This window comes from Natronococcus jeotgali DSM 18795 (assembly GCF_000337695.1).
In the GTDB taxonomy this organism is placed as follows: Archaea; Halobacteriota; Halobacteria; order Halobacteriales; family Natrialbaceae; genus Natronococcus; species Natronococcus jeotgali.
Genome location: NZ_AOIA01000103.1, coordinates 14097 through 29700 on the forward strand (window position 1 = coordinate 14097; position 15604 = coordinate 29700).

The window sequence follows — 15604 nt, forward strand, 5'->3', positions numbered from 1 at the left end:
TGGGCTGAACTCAGTAAGTTCCTCGATTCTGGCCTCGAGATCGTCAATCTCCTCACGGTATGTGTTTAGCCCGAGCTGATTTCGGTACTGTCTCGTAGGAAGCGTTCAACGGACGCGATATGAACAGGCAGCAGAAGTCGGATACGATTCTCAGGGATGGGCTCCGCTACGGAGCCCATCCCGTTGCCTCTGCTGTCATAACTGGTTGGTGGAGTCTATGAACGCAGACGATTTCATCAAAGAAGAGCTCCTTTCTCGGTTGCTTCAGCTTGAGCAGCGGGTCGAAGGATTTGAGCAAGAAAGCAAGCGGAAAGACAAGAAGATCGATCAGTTGCAAGAGCAACTTGACCAGAAGGACGAGCGGATAGAAGAACTCGAAACACGTCTTCGCATATACGAAAATCCGCATACACCGCCCAGTAAGCGACGGTCGGGGACTCGTCAGTCCCCGACCTCGCAAGACGACGAAGACGAGAATGTTCGAACCGCCGGCGGCACTCTCGGACGAAAGGACGGTCATGATCCAGAGTGGCGTGTAACAGCTGATCCCGACAAAGCGATCGAAGTCACCTGTGACTGTTGTCCCGAGTGTGGCAAACACTTCGACGAGTCGGTGGGCGTCAGCCCCCGACTCGTCGAAGAAGTTCCTGATCCGCAGCCTCCTGAAGTCACCCAGTACATCCGCCACTGCTATCAGTGCGACTCTTGTGGAACAGAAACCGTTGCTACACACCCCGACTGCCCCGATGAGGGGCAGTTCGGGGTGAACGTCATCTCCCAAGCNCAGTGCGACTCTTGTGGAACAGAAACCGTTGCTACACACCCCGACTGCCCCGATGAGGGGCAGTTCGGGGTGAACGTCATCTCCCAAGCAGCACTTTCTCGGTACGATCACCGCTTTCCCTACCGGAAAATCGCTGATCGCTTCGAGCAACTGCACGGGTTAGAACTCTCAGGCGCGTCCGCGTGGCACGCGACCGAGCGCGCTGCGCGCGCCGGTCGCTGCGAATACGAACAGATTCGAAGACAGATTCAGCAAGCAGAGATCGTTCACGTCGANCACGCGACCGAGCGCGCTGCGCGCGCCGGTCGCTGCGAATACGAACAGATTCGAAGACAGATTCAGCAAGCAGAGATCGTTCACGTCGACGAAACTGGTATCAAACGCGAGGGTGAGCAAGCGTGGATCTGGACGTTTCGGACGAGCGAGCACACGCTGTACGCCGTAAGGGAGAGTCGTGAGAGTGATGTTCCCGCAGAAGTCCTCGACGAGGACTTCGCGGGAACGGTCATCTGCAATGGGTGGACGGCGTATCCAGCGTTCAGCAGTAATCTTCAGCGGTGCTGGGCACATCTTCTTCGGGAAGCTGAGGACGTTGCTAGTGACCACGAGGAGGCAGAGCCGGTTTACCGGTATCTCAAGCAGATGTTCGTCGGTCTCCAGTCGTAGCTGGAGACCGACCCGAGTCCTCGTGAGAGAGCACAGATGCACCGATCATGCCAGAACGGGCTTAGATCCCTCATTGAGCGGTCAGTAACCGACGAGACAGTGGCAACACTACTCGGGAAGATCGAAGGAGGGTTCGACCACTGGCTCACCTTCGTCGGTGAGCCAGCGGTCTCGCCGACGAACAATGCAGCTGAGAACGCACTTCGTGAACCNGATCGAAGGAGGGTTCGACCACTGGCTCACCTTCGTCGGTGAGCCAGCGGTCTCGCCGACGAACAATGCAGCTGAGAACGCACTTCGTGAACCCGTTGTTCTTCGGAAAATCACCGGGACGCTCCGGAACGATCGAGGCATGTTCGTTCACGAGACGATCTTGTCACTGCTGGCGACGTGGCGCCAGCAGGGACGCAATCCTTACGAGGAACTTCGCCGAGTCGTCAGCAACAATAAGATGATCTCACGGGCTCACGCTGTGCCAGTTGTCGAGACTTCGGGGTAAACTCATACTCCTCACGTAATTCGGCGGCCTCTGGCTCATCACTGGCCGCCAGTTGGTCTTTGAGACCTTGGAGTCGCGTTTCTTTGTGCTCTTCATCAACGTCGGCTTTTCGGACGTATTCTCGATCTTCAATTTCGTAGACATCACTTCGACTCAGTTCAGTGACCTCGAGGGCTTCATCGACCTTGCTGGAATCAACGCTGATGACACGTTCGCGTGAGATTCCTGCGTCCTCGAGGGTTGCTAGTACTTCCTCTTCGTTGCGCAATTATTTGTACGTGCGACTGGTTCGCTGGACAGACCCGAATTGGGCGTGAATGGGCTGATCATAGTGAACTCGCTCAAGCAAGACATCAGCAACATCTTGGCGGAGGTCATCGGCATTCCGCTGGACGTCAGATAACAGCGTATAGAGATTCACCAGTGTGGATGTCTCCTGGTCACTGAGATCGGTCACGTCGTGGCGCTCGAGCGCATCAATAAGGAGGAGTGCGTCAGCATAGATGGCAAGGTCGGGTTCTGTTCGTTCAGTCTCTGTCTCGGTTTCTGGAGCTTGGACGAGCTGGGATGGACCTGGGTTCTCACTCTCTCGGATCAGCCCTTCGCGCTCAGCGATCTCGAATCGGGGATGGAGACTCAAGACTGCCGCATAGGGTTCGGCGTCGGGGGGTAATCGCTCGAGGTCGAATGTATCGACTGTATCACCAATTCGGCATGCAAGTATCTCGAACTGGTTACGCTGGAGTGGCCGCTTCTCCTCAGAGTCTGGGAATTCGATGACGATCCGATGCTCTTGAACATTTACGATTTGAAACGGTTTCTTCGATAAGGGTGTCACCAGTGTAGCCTTCTCTCCTAACGCTTCACACTCCTCGAGCAGATTACTCCAGGTCGACTGAAACGTCACTCCTCGTAGATCGGGACCCAACACCGAAAACTCTGTCTTGAATGCTGTTTTTCACGGAATTCCGTCCCTTTATCTGAAGATGTCATAGAACTCAGGATTTTCATAGGTCTTCTCAAGAATTAGCTTCAGGCCATATGTCGGTGAATCAGCTAGTATGTAGGTTTGTGAACGTAACGATGAGAGTGAAAGGCCACCATCACAGTTAGGACTTCTAATCAGTACTATTATAACTACGACGTATCTACACTAAGGAAATGTCCATTAGATGTTATTTGTTGGGTCATGCAGAATCGAAATATTTTGAGAGCAAAAAAGGAAAAGGAAAAGTCCGAATTAGGGCCTGTTCTCGATGCGTGAAGACGTTCTCCAAAACAGTCATCGACGATTCTGGATCAATACATACTATTGAAATTTATAAAGATGTATTAGTAAATCCAGTGTGGTCTCCACAGGACACTTAATTTATTTATCTATATTTATTTTACAGGTATATGACAAGGGCTTTCTATAAGAGCCGATTCAGCGCCAACGACTCTCAACTTGAGTACGATAACGGAGTCCGATGACGCTGGTATTCGCGGTCGACTGGATCACATGTGGTGGGTGCTCCCCACGAGCGTCCTAGGTGTTCTGCTCCGATTCGATCAGATGCGTTAGCGCCGCATCGATTACGTCCGACCGCGGTGGATCATCTTCGGGACCGTCCACGACGATCCCCGCCGCATCTTCGAGGAGCTGCTTTCGTTCGTCACTCAGTCGCAGCGTTGTCCGGTCGGTTCCCATATCAATCGATGTGCATACAGGGGTCTCAAAACCGTTGGTCTCGGGTTAGAAAGGGTACCTCTGGGATAAGATGACGTTGTCGACAGCACTGTGGCCGCGTTTGTAACGGCTGTCATAGCCGGGATCTATGCACATCAGAGTTCCGTTGAATACGTGAGCCGCACATACATTGGAGCAGCTGTATACATTGACGTTAAACCCCTGGGATATACATCGCAGATCTACTTTGGAGGTCACATCATACTACAGATTTTCCTCTGAGAATAGAGTCTTGGGAGAATGTCATAGAACTATTCTCGTGGAGTTATTTTCATAATTTATTTTATCTAACCAAACACTACGTAGATGTGCGAACTGAGCGGTACTACTATATCACCCCTGGAGAAGTATTATGTAGATGTACTGTTAAAGTATAACAATATGACATCAACCCTCGTGAAAAGCCGCTACTCGCTGGCGATATCCAGTGCGGTATATTTCGGATCCGTCTTCTTAATCGGTCTACCTGTTATGTATGTCCTTTACNCTCACCCGTCTTCAGCTTGATTGGTTTGTTACCTCCGCTGCAGGACTCATAGTCGTTGCTGCAGCATTTGTAGTCAGTATGCTGATTGCTGGAAAAGTAGCAACCCTCCTTATGAATCGACTTTCTTGAGTGTGAAACGTATGTGGTTTCTCTGTATGTAACGCTCGCCGGGGTCAACACAATCGGTACGCACCATTCTATGACAGCCTCTCTTGCTCGCTTTGGGGAGTCCACTGTGCGGAGGGAGACATGTTGGCGTGGAGTAGGTCGCAGTGGCGATGTGTAGTGGTGGAGAGGTATCTATAGGGAGAGTAACGAGAGGCGGGCTCCACTCTCTGTTTTGCCGGGATTTAATCTTATTCCACTGCTTCCGCTATACTATTTTGACCTCCCATTACAGGTTTGATATTTATTCTATCACTTTTACATTTGGTAGATACAATACGATTTGTATAGACGAGACAGCCAAAATTGGTATGGCTTAGCAGAAAAGTGGCGACGGGAAGACGACGGCAGCGATCAACGTTGCTGACGCACTTAACCAGTGTGACCGGGATGTTCTCTTGGCCGATATCGACCCACAGGGGAATACAACGGAAAACCTGGGGATGCCAGAGGTCTACGATGACGAGCCCCAACGCTATTCGACTGCCTGACTGATGCGGAGATGCGCTCGCACGTGACGGAGGTCATCCGTGAACACGAGGAGATGGAACATCGATATGACCGCGGTTGAACCGGAGCTTACGCTTTCGCGTCGCAGCGGAGAGCAACTCAATGCCGTCCTCGAGTACGTCGCGGATGACTATGACTACGTCATCATTGACTGTCCGCCCAACCTCGGGAACCTCACGGACAACGCATTGTATGCAGCCCAGAATATCCTCGTACCAGCGCTGGCAGAGTCGACCAGTAAGCGTGCGTTCAAACTTCTGTACGATCATGTCGACCTCCTCGAGGCGGATTACGAGATCGAGATCACCGAGGTCGGTGTCGTTGTCAATCGAATTGACGTCCGGAAGAATCAGGCCCAGCAGATGGTCGAGTGGATCAACGAGTCCTATGACGACGTCCCGGTCTGGGAGGTTCGTGAACGGGCGGACATCCAGTGTGCCCTCGAGAGAGGTATTTCAATTTTCAAATACAATGATGAAGCCGACGTTTGTGAGGCCTTCTTGAACATCGCAGAGAGTCTCGATTCGCAGTTTGGATTTGCGTCACCGCCGGACTCCGAGGTGGTCCAAGCATGAGTGATCGTGCCAGTCGGCTCCGTGAACGACGGAACCGGTCCAAGGAGAAGGTCCAATCGCAGGCTGAGTCTGAATCGGGTTCAGAAGACCGAGAGTCTGAAGAATCCAAACCGTCCAAGACGTCCAAAACGGAAAAGACATCCAAGACGGGAGAGACGGATAGCTCGCACAAATCGACGTCGCTCAAAGATGAGCAGGTCGGCACCTATCTCTACCTCCCAGAGGAGCAGCGAGACGAGATGAACTTTCGCTACAAGATAATCTCTGCAGAGTATGAGCGAGAGTTCGGTGAGAGTCTCGAGAAGAACCGTCACCACTACCCGCTCGTGATTGAGTACGGCTTGGATCGCCTCGAAAGTGCCACTCCCGAGGAGGTCCAGGAGCTGCTCGAGAAACTCGAGTACTGAGATAGTACTGCCATCCCCGCCAGAGTACTAGAGAATGATTGCTGTCGAACCTTTCACACGTCTTAATAATACACAGTGGAAATCTCTATTTCGTTACTGTGCTGTGATTCTGTTCCCTCTTTAGTGCCTTTCTGAAGAACGATAGCTTGGCTAACAGTGAGGGTGTCATACAATAGTTCTCAAGCAACATTATTCTCGGTCAGGTAGGATGGATAAAACACGAGAGCAGCTCAAACGCTGGTGGAAGCGTAGAATGAGACTGCTATAATCATCAAATAGCGGGTGTGAGACGTATTCTATGACACCCTGTAACAGTAGCAATCCTCAAGTATGCCTGTAATATATTATCTAATAATGTCCGATATTGTAAAAATCAAATGTCCACATTGCCAGTATAAGAATAGCGTCCACAAAGGCAGATCTGTTGTTGTATGCCATAACTGTACTGAGTCTTTTGATCCAGACAAACTTCTTTGAATATAGTCTCCGTATTCAGCTGCGAGTTTTGACAGCTATTAGGAAATCACAGGAAACCACTCCATGGTACCTCTGCTACGTTCTCGAGAATCACAGAGTAAAGCCAGATATAAACAACCTCCTGGATGCAGTCTCTTCGCTGTCGTTCTCCTCAAGCCATATCCCTCGAGACGATATCGACTTCGGCGTCGCCACACCATTATCGAGTGACTGATAAGTCCTGGATTCTTGTTCCGCCCGGCCTATCCGCCCGGTGGTTGGCTCAATCCACCCTATGTATTCGGTAAGGCAGATAACCGACGCAATATTTATTGGCCTTGCGCCGGTTATTATTGCTATGAGCCAGCATAAGCAAAGCGAGAGGTCGGACGGATCCGAGGATATGATTGAGCGGCTCGGAGACATCCGCCGGTCGGCACTCAAGGGGCTCCGAGCAGTCGGCGGCGAAGGCAACACGACTGAGATCAGACAGGCAGTCGAGACCGAGACCGGGACCAAGATCCCGGTGGGGAGCACCCAGTACCATTTTCGGTGGCTCGAGAGCGAGGGGCTGATTGTTGAGGTTGACCGCGAGGAAGTGAACCACGGCGGTCAGAACGCAATCGTTTGGGGGCTCACTGAGGACGGGCAGCAGTTGCTCGAGGAGATCGACGCCTTGGAGGATCGAGGAGATCGGCCACAGACACTCGAGGGGCTGAACGATCGGATCGACGAGCTGGAGCAAGAAGTTGAGGACCTTCGGGAGAATATCCGTCTCACGTTCGAAAACGATCTCCCGGCCGTCGTTGAGGAGTTAGTTGAGAACGAGCTCCAGGATCGAGAAGAGGGGATGTCATAGAACTACGTTCGTAGAATTATTTTCACCTCGATTTCGGTAAACCAACCGTACATCCACACTTCAGGTCTCTATTTGTGGCATCGCCGTTCCGGATGCTGAATTGATGGTTGCTGTTCCGGTAGACGTGTTTGATAACGTTACAGAATTCTTCCCGGGAACGGAGATCGTATTCGTGCTGACCACCGAAATGGCCGTGAAGGCGAGATTATAGTAGTACCCAGAACAGCTATCGCTACGTACGGTACTGACTGGTGTCGGAACAATATGAAGTAGATGATTACATCGATCGCCTGAATATAATCAATTGGCTCTGGTGAATCGCTATAGAACGTCGGGTTGCGGTTGTTGAGCGTGCGTTGCAACTGCCTTTGATGAGGACCAATCGAGATTGCTGAGGAGATAGCTACTGCTGAGAACGATCACAAAAATTTTTCACACATAGTAGTCTGTAGTTTAACATCAAATCAGGATGCCGTCTAGTGATTCACAAGAGCCCAACAAATTTATAGAGTGGCTTGGCAACTAATAGCGCAGCCCAATGTACTTCGACAGCGAGTCGCAAAAGACTATCGAGTGCTGGAATCAGTTAGCAAATACGCTCGCCGCAGGACCGAGGCGGCAAATCATTCTTGCCCTCCTAAACTCCCCGGAAGGGCGAAGGTTACCATTGCCTGATGCTGCAACTGTACCGGCCATGTCCATAGACTCCAAGCAGTATGCACTCGTCCTCAAACATTCGCATCTCCCGAAATTAGCCGAGGGAGGATACGTTCAATGGTCGAACGACCCATTTTGTGTTCAACGGGGTCCGCGGTTTGAGGAACCAGAAGCCGTGTTTCGAATTCTGTTAGCTTCCCGTGATCAGTTGCCTTCGACGCTGTGGAACGAATCCATGGAACAGAGAATGGGGAAAAAATGACACAGTATATTGTTGCCAAACTGGTTTCGAGGTTAGCGACTCATGAGGGCGTGAAACTAGACGAGTTGGAGTATAATCTGTCAGACCATATCGATCCCCACGCTCTAGAGGCTGTAGTCTCGAATGGATCTGAGAGCTGTAAACTTACGTTCCAGGTCCCAGGGTGCGAGGTAACTGTTAATGGATTAGGCCAAATAACAATTGATGACCAACAGCTAAGCAATCAGAATAATCCCTCTGGTTCGCTCTTCTCTGACTTTGCAGACATGGTATTCCTTATTGATGAGAATAGAATTTATAAAGATATTCTAATGAAACCAGGAAATTCAGTGTTATTATACGAAAAACCTGATAAAATCATTGGCAGTTCTATCTCTAAAATACTTCCGCCCGAGGTAGCCACACAGGTCGAACCAATCATAACTAGCTGTCTGGAAAATGGCAAAGAGCAATCAGTCAGATTTGAACTCAAGGTCCCAGCAGGAACTCGCTACTTTGATGCGCGAATTCTTCCGGTTGAGTCAATTCATGGCCAACGCACAGTCCTAGTAGCCGTTACCGATATCACTGATGGACAACTGGCGCAGAATCTGCACACCCAAGTCAATGGTAGGTGAGTAAAGATAACAACTTGGGCATTCAGCTCGATTAATATGTGAAAGTTAGAATAATGTTATCAGGATGCCAACTACATCTAACTGAAGATAGTAATTTGTCGTTTTCATAGTGAATAGATCACCTCGACCTTGTTTGAACGCGTGATTTCATAGGTGTGAGTCCTCTATGGCGCGTTCGATGTTGCGGACGGCGGATTTCATGACAAGTTCACGGAATTGTCCGAACCAAGTTCTCGACCAGAGCGTATCGCCGTATCTGCGCCGGAGACCGAAAAACACCGATTCGGCGTTCGAACGCTGGTGATACGCTCGATCCCTGATGAGTAAGTTTCTCGCCTACCCTCGCATCCCAGGATCTCGTTGCGGAATCAGCGGTGTGATACTTTCTGCACGTAATCTCGTGCGAAGCTCCTCCCAGTCGTAGCCCTTATCGGCAGTGACAGTCCCCAACTCGCCGAGATTCCGCACTAACACCTGCCAGCCGACCTGTGTATCGTGCGGTTGTTTCATCGAACAGTATATATCAAGAATTGCACTGGCTTCACAATCAATGAGCAGCGTCGTCTTCACCGCCTCGAACGTGTAGTCCGTCCGTTTAGCGTAGTGCTGACTGGCCTGAACGCGATCGACACCGGTTGCGTCGATCGCCTGCACATCACCGAGATCATACAGTTCGATGGATTGATCGAGGACCGCTCGCCACCGCTTCATCGAGATCTCCTGCTTTCGTGTACACACTGTCGAGAAGTGAGGAACCGTTTCAGGCGTCAAACCGAGTGATTTCGTCACTCTCGGCATCTCGCGGAGGACGTCCATCAGCTTCCGGTACGGATGGCCGAGATACTCTTTCAACCCCTGAACGGCGAGAATCACCCAGTCAGCGTAGCCTTCTTCTCCCGGACAGTAGGCGGGAGCTGGCGGTCCAACGACGGCTTTTTGGGCGAGCGACACAACCTTCTCTGTGAAGCGGGAGGTCTTCGTGTACACAACGAACCCGTCCCGCTTCACTTCCTAGTAGGTTTGGTATTTCCTCCGAGCTACTAGCACAGCGATACGAGTTCGATTGACTCTACACTGCTAACGTTTGAGCGTCTAAACAAGGCCCAGAAAGAGTAGTCAACAAGCTAAGTGTAGTCAAAGTTAGTACACCAGTCAATTAGACAAATCATCTCGAGAAATCGAATAGCACTGAGCTGAGCACAAAGGTTGAAAACAAGATAACGCAGGCGAACAGATCGTTTTAGGGTATCGGAAAGTATGTATTCATTCATCGACCAACAACGATAATTCGCCTTCAACCATGGAAGCCGAAAAAGTCCTAGCAAAAGAAGATAGCGACTACAGCCTAATTACCGGAACCTCTGAGTCCGGCTCGCTGTATGCAATTAGCAAAGACCGTGGAGGAATCAACCTAATCACAGAGTCGGGGGAGACAGGAAGTGTGGACACACAGACACGCATGTCCGCATCACATATTCACATCACAGAGAATGGACCTGCAGGCGTTATTGGATTCATGGATGATGGAAAGATCTATAAGTTTCAGGGAACTGAATCTTGGGGAAAGTCATACGCAGGATTATGGGACATTGACTTATCAGATGATATGAGTCGAGTATGTGCGGTTTCTCAGCCTGTCGAGGGGCCTGGTAGTGCTGTGTGTTTTGAAGATGGAGAAAAAGTCTGGGATGAGCCTCTAAATGATTCAGTTGGTCTGAGTATTTCATGTGGGCCTAAAGGTGGTAAAATAGCTGTAGGCGCAGGACACTATCGTCGCAACGATCAACCGCTATCTCAGTTTGGATATTCAGGTGTTTATTTCTACGAATGGGGAGAAAAAGAATGGTTTGAACAAACCGAGGTAGATGTGATCGGAATCGCTCTCGATTCAAAGAACGATTGTGTTACCGCGGGGCTAGACGATGGGTCGATTATATCATATAGCACAAACGGTAGCAAACTTTTCAGAAAAGACGGCGTACTTACAGCATCAAACGTACAGTGGGAGGCCGAAGATGAAGGTGGATTCATCTCTGTCTCTGAGGATCGTACATCAATCGTCTCACACATCTTCGGAGCATTGAGATGCATCAACACGCAAGGAGACGTACGCTGGGAAGCAGAAATTGAAGGCATGGTATTAGACGAGAGGTCAATACAAGTCGACGAAACTGGCGACAGAGTCCTCATCACAACGATGAGTGGGAAGGCATATCTCGTCGAAAAAGGGGATATACTCTGGGAAGAATCGTATTCTGTTGGTCCAGTTCGTGGCTCTCTCTCAAATGATGGGACTGCGTGGTGTTTGTCTATTCAGAATAATAACACGGGTACTAATATATTCGAAGCATATCAAGAGGCATAAATGGAAGATCAGAACAGTAATAACGAAAATTATGACGGCTACGGAGAATTGTATCGCGGACAGCTAAAGTCTAATCCAGAACAGGAGGTTAAGGCTCTTCAAGAAAAGGCAATAGGGTGTATAGAGGACTTAGACGGAAAGCAGAGAACGGAAGAGGGAGACTATCTCCTTAACGCAGACGAAAGCATACAGCTTTTTACGTTCTTTACGATGACTGCAGCAGTCATAGAGGAACTATCGATCATTCTGCTATCAGAGGAATTAACAGATACTGAGGTGAGTTCAACGTCTTCGTCCGCCGAGTATTACGAGAGTAAGGTTAGTCAGAGCCAGCGGCAGAAGATTCTGATGCACAGTGGAATTGTGGGCCCTGGAACGCATGGTCAAATGAACCAAATTCGAAAACACCGAAATGAGATCGTTCATAGCTCTCTGCAAAGAAAATTGGTTAAGGATCCGGATGAGATCAAGGGTAAAATCAACGGCGGAGTGTCAGCAGTTGAGGATCTTTGGGAGAGAGTGACAGAATAGAAACTATACTACAGACAGAGAACAACACAGAGAGTCGAGCCTTCTCAATCATGCGGCAGAGAATTGTTGAGTCACCAATCTACCTGTGCTCGTCCGATTAGTTGTTGAATACATGCTCTGATGGAACTAATCGTGTTAGGTTCGCACACCTACGTAACGGATCAGTTGAGTACACGACTTATACTGGCAACAGTGAATCCTCCCCTCGGTTTTCGTGACCAGCGAAAGTCCTTGGAATCCGTAGGCGGCTCGAGCGGAACGACTCGATACGAGAGCCGACCTGTGGCCGTCGATTTCGAGGCAATCTACCTAACTCCGGAGTACTCGAGAATCGTGTCCAAGGTCGCCGTTACTCGTCGTTGAGCTTCGGATCGAACAGATCGTCGACGCGGCAGTCGAAGTACGTCGCCAGTTTGAAGGCCAACTCCAGCGACGGATCGTACCGTTCGCGCTCGATCGAGTTGATTGTCTGACGAGTTACGCCGACAGCCTCGGCGAGTTCACCCTGACTCAGCCCCCGTTCGCTCCGACGTTCCGTGACTTGATTTTCCATAGATCGTTAGTTGCGCCAGAGTACGACTCCGTAGCAAAATCCGTAGAGGAGTGCGAGAGCCGACATGGCGTAGATCCCGCCCCACATCGTCGACGTAATGGTGAAGTAGCCGCCGGCATCGAGAACGTAGAGCGCCGGAACGACGCTGATCGTTACGATCGCCGCGATCGAGAACATGAGGCCGCTAGCGCGGTTATGGTGTGCTTCGTCGCGTTCGTCGGATAGTTTGGTCTCGGTGACGCGCGGCAAGCCGAACGCGATTCCCATCGCGGCCCAGGCTGCCACGAGGTAGGTGATCGTGCCGGCAAGTTGTGCATCGAGGTAGATCCCCGACCAGAGGCCGAGACAGCCGAGACCCACCAGTATCCAGACGATCCGTTCGTACGCCCGTTTGTCGATACCGACCGAGTTGAGGGTAGCGTTCATCGTGTAAAGCACCTTTTACAGTAAAGTGTACTTTACACCCGATATTAAATCTATTGGCTGTTCGGAGATCGACCGTTTCGGAGAACCTGGGATGACAAATCGGTGGAGAACGGGCGAATCAGCCGTCCCTACACATCAGGACCAGCGAAAGCCCTCGGGATCGGCAGGCGACTCGAGCGGGCTTGCCGGCAACTCGTCGGTCACCTCGGGATCGTTGTACGCGCATCTCCATGTAACGGAATCCAGAGAAGCCCTGTTCCTTTCGTAAAACGGCGGCACCAACCGCCATTCTCTTGCAGTCTCTCTATGTTGCATGTCATACTGTCAGACGAACGTCTGAGTTTAACACAAACTCCGCCGTTCTCTATCTCCCAGCCGTGGTTTTGATGAAACGCCTGTTACATATAAGTACAGGGTGTCATAGAATACGTCTCACACCCGCTATTTGATGATTATAGCAGTCTCATTCTACGCTTCCACCAGCGTTTGAGCTGCTCTCGTGTTTTATCCATCCTACCTGACCGAGAATAATGTTGCTTGAGAACTATTGTATGACACCCTCTATAAGTATTCTATTGAACGTGCATCAGTCGTAGACAGCTAAGTTTTACCGTCCCGAGTTTGAATCGGTTCGCTAACAGGTATGTTTCCGCGGGTTTCATTGCATGGAAAATTAGCGATCTCTGCTGCGTCTTCAGTCCTGATTGGGTTTCTGCTCATAATCGAAGACCTCAGTCAATACGTGGAATTCACTGAGTTTCCGTGGGCCGCCGAAATCGGCGGCCTATTGATGCTTTCCGGATATTTCCTCGCGTTTCTCGCGAACAGCGTCGAGAACCAGGGATGGCTTGCTGACCAGGTGCTGGGGCGGTACTATTTTGTTCGATGGTATGTCCATCAATTCCGCATTGAATACCGTATTCTGGCATACGGCGGTATTGCTTTACTCCTAATATTGGGGGCAAGTATCTTCGTTCCCGGTGTTTTTGTCAGCGAACCAGAATCGCCGGAGAACGTGCTGCGGATGAACGCTCAGATCTTGGCCACAATCTTCGCAATCACCATCTCCCTCACACTGCTGGGTCTCGAATACTACTCGCGGCGGCTCACACCGCGAATCGCAAAATCGGTGCTCCAATCAACCTTCATCAAACTCCTCCTCACTTCATACGTTCTATCTATTGCCGCAAACGTCGCTGTACTCTCGTTCTTTGCTGACTGGGCCGGGTTTTTTCTCCTGTATTCGTTCCTCGCGCTGGTTTGGTGTCTGCTCTATCTCATTGCCTACCTATACAACCTGATTCGTTGGCTGCAGCCACGAAGCCAGCTGGAGATCATCGAACGGAGTATCCTAGACAGCTTTCCCAGGGAAATCGTGCAGAAGTATCGACAGGGACGGATTCGCGGGACAGATCAACGAGACCGGTTTGTGGACATTCAGAAAATCATCATTCGAACTGTCCGAGAAAACGATATCTACCTGTTCGGCGAATGGATGGATCTCCTGTTCGGCAAGGAAATTGAGTACTTAGAAGATGTCCAAGAGCGGAAGGAACAAGGAGATCCAACTCTCTCAAATGATGAAGCAGAAGCCATCAGCAACTATTTTCTCCATCTACAGCGGCAGATCTACCAAGAGATATTGAACACGGACAGCGTCGAGTTCCTGAACGCCTATATCGTCAACATCTCGCACGTCATTATACAATTGATTGAAATCCGAGAAGCAGGATGGATGAACGAAGTTATAGAGCATTTTAACAAAACCGGAATAGATATTGTCGAGAACGAGTATGAGTCTGTGTTCCAATCCTACGGCGATGCGCTACAAGAGGTTGCTGAGGCTGAAATCGCCAGTATGCCCCGGAAGAAGAAGCACATTGTGCTTAATGATGCGTACAAAGGGATGGATGAACTCTCCGATGAAGAACACGATGAGCGGATGTGGTTTATATCAAGCCGGGATATGTTCACAGACCGGCTTTCGTTCCTAGAGGACTACGCCGAGGCAGCGACGGAGCGTAATTTCAAACGACCAGTTCGGACAGCACTACAGATCTGTACAGAATACGTGCAAGAGGCACTGGATGAGGAGGTTGACCCTTTCAGTAACTTATTTATCAATAACACGCTCCGTAGGCAAAAACGAATTCACGACAATGCCGTAGAACATGGTGTAGAGGTGTCATTCTTCTGGCCGATCGGCCTTGGTGATATTATTGAAACCCTGGACCCCGATGAAGTGGACGACATCGGTGTTGGATTGGTGGAACTCTTTTGTGACAGTGCTGTACTCGCGGTGGAAAACGATGTGTGGAATGGCTATCACGATCTCGGAGTTCTAGGCCGAACTGTGATGGACCGGCATCCGGAGGTAGTACTCGTAGTCGTCGACGCTCTTGAGGAATGTCTGGAACGTGTGCCAGAAGACGAGGAACGGGATCATGTCACCTGTGACATGATTATCGAACAGCTTCACTCGCTTTACGAGTGGCAGGAACACAGTCATAAGGAAGTAAATGAACGTATCGAGGAAATCTACAAGGAACATGACATCGATATCGAAGAGATAATCGACGACCAGTAGTCAACCGTTGCTTTCCGTCCGGTGATTCGCCAGTGGACTGTTCGGCTTGAGGCAGCATCAGAACTGACGTTCATCATTCGCAAAAACCCACCAGTTCTCGGCGAAGTGACAGCCGGTCTGTTTCCACTCCAATTAGTCAACATTTTTCGAACTATTCAGGGTTTTCGACCGTTTCAGCAGGTACCGTATTGGCTTCAAAATCCATTTCTACAGGATGATTTTCTGCTACACATGCGCTGTGTATTCAGCACAGTTCTCTCAACATCTCTGTTAGCTGATGGAAGAGACAGCGTTAGGTTCGCATGCTCCATGTAACGGAATCCAGAGAAGCCCCTGTCTCCGGTAAAGCGGTGACACCAACCGTCATTCTCTTGCAACCCTCTATGTGGTGTGTTATACTTTCAGGCGAGCGTCTGAGTTCGTCACAAACTGCGACGTTGACCGACTGATTCACCCTTCCCGGATTAAA

General features: G+C 50.2%; 8 protein-coding genes and 5 pseudogenes. 8 read left to right on the forward strand and 5 right to left on the reverse strand.

Annotated elements, in window-relative coordinates:
• The first annotated feature begins 217 nt into the window (after positions 1 to 217).
• Positions 218 to 1949, forward strand: a pseudogene (locus C492_RS10650) (IS66 family transposase).
• Here the strand turns inward: C492_RS10650 and C492_RS10655 are convergent.
• Both C492_RS10655 and C492_RS25910 read right to left on the reverse strand, forming a co-directional pair.
• Positions 1888 to 2856: pseudogene (locus C492_RS10655) on the reverse strand (hypothetical protein). The pseudogenes C492_RS10650 and C492_RS10655 overlap by 62 nt on opposite strands.
• 519 nt (positions 2857 to 3375) lie before the next feature.
• Positions 3376 to 3639, reverse strand: a pseudogene (locus C492_RS25910) (DUF7386 family protein).
• Positions 3640 to 4662: 1023 nt separating this feature from the next.
• Between C492_RS25910 and C492_RS10665 the strand changes: the two are divergent.
• From C492_RS10665 to C492_RS22925, 4 genes and pseudogenes are all read left to right on the forward strand, one after another.
• Positions 4663 to 5415: pseudogene (locus tag C492_RS10665) on the forward strand (ParA family protein); the annotation flags it as partial.
• A complete protein-coding gene (locus C492_RS10670) occupies positions 5412 to 5822 on the forward strand; it encodes a hypothetical protein (protein WP_008423353.1) in 411 nt (136 codons plus the stop codon). The pseudogene C492_RS10665 and the gene C492_RS10670, both read left to right, overlap by 4 nt.
• Positions 5823 to 6636: 814 nt before the next feature.
• A complete protein-coding gene (locus tag C492_RS10675) occupies positions 6637 to 7137 on the forward strand; it encodes a hypothetical protein (protein ID WP_152424884.1) in 501 nt (166 codons plus the stop codon).
• An 879-nt stretch (positions 7138 to 8016) separates the two neighbouring features.
• A complete protein-coding gene (locus tag C492_RS22925) occupies positions 8017 to 8673 on the forward strand; it encodes a HalOD1 output domain-containing protein (RefSeq protein ID WP_152424885.1) in 657 nt (218 codons plus the stop codon).
• Between the two features lie 147 nt (positions 8674 to 8820).
• Here the strand turns inward: C492_RS22925 and C492_RS10680 are convergent.
• Positions 8821 to 9681: pseudogene (locus tag C492_RS10680) on the reverse strand (IS5 family transposase).
• Between the two features lie 292 nt (positions 9682 to 9973).
• On the opposite strand from C492_RS10680, the gene C492_RS23700 reads away from it, so the two are divergent.
• Positions 9974 to 11038 (forward strand): hypothetical protein, encoded by a 1065-nt coding sequence (locus tag C492_RS23700; RefSeq protein ID WP_152424886.1) that lies wholly within the window; start codon positions 9974 to 9976, stop codon positions 11036 to 11038.
• The gene (locus C492_RS10685) at positions 11039 to 11569 is read left to right on the forward strand and encodes a hypothetical protein (protein ID WP_008423358.1); all 531 of its coding nucleotides are present in this window, start codon (positions 11039 to 11041) and stop codon (positions 11567 to 11569) included.
• Between the two features lie 349 nt (positions 11570 to 11918).
• Here C492_RS10685 and C492_RS10690 read toward each other — a convergent pair whose 3' ends face one another.
• Positions 11919 to 12122: a helix-turn-helix transcriptional regulator gene (locus tag C492_RS10690; RefSeq protein WP_008423360.1), complete on the reverse strand. Its 204-nt coding sequence runs from the start codon at positions 12120 to 12122 to the stop codon at positions 11919 to 11921.
• Between the two features lie 6 nt (positions 12123 to 12128).
• Complete coding sequence (locus C492_RS10695) at positions 12129 to 12548, reverse strand: hypothetical protein (RefSeq protein WP_008423362.1); 420 nt, start codon at positions 12546 to 12548, stop codon at positions 12129 to 12131.
• Positions 12549 to 13191: 643 nt separating this feature from the next.
• Between C492_RS10695 and C492_RS10700 the strand changes: the two genes are divergently transcribed.
• On the forward strand, positions 13192 to 15135 hold the full coding sequence (locus C492_RS10700; RefSeq protein ID WP_008423364.1) for a DUF2254 family protein: 1944 nt from the start codon (positions 13192 to 13194) through the stop codon (positions 15133 to 15135).
• The last annotated feature ends 469 nt before the right edge of the window (positions 15136 to 15604 follow it).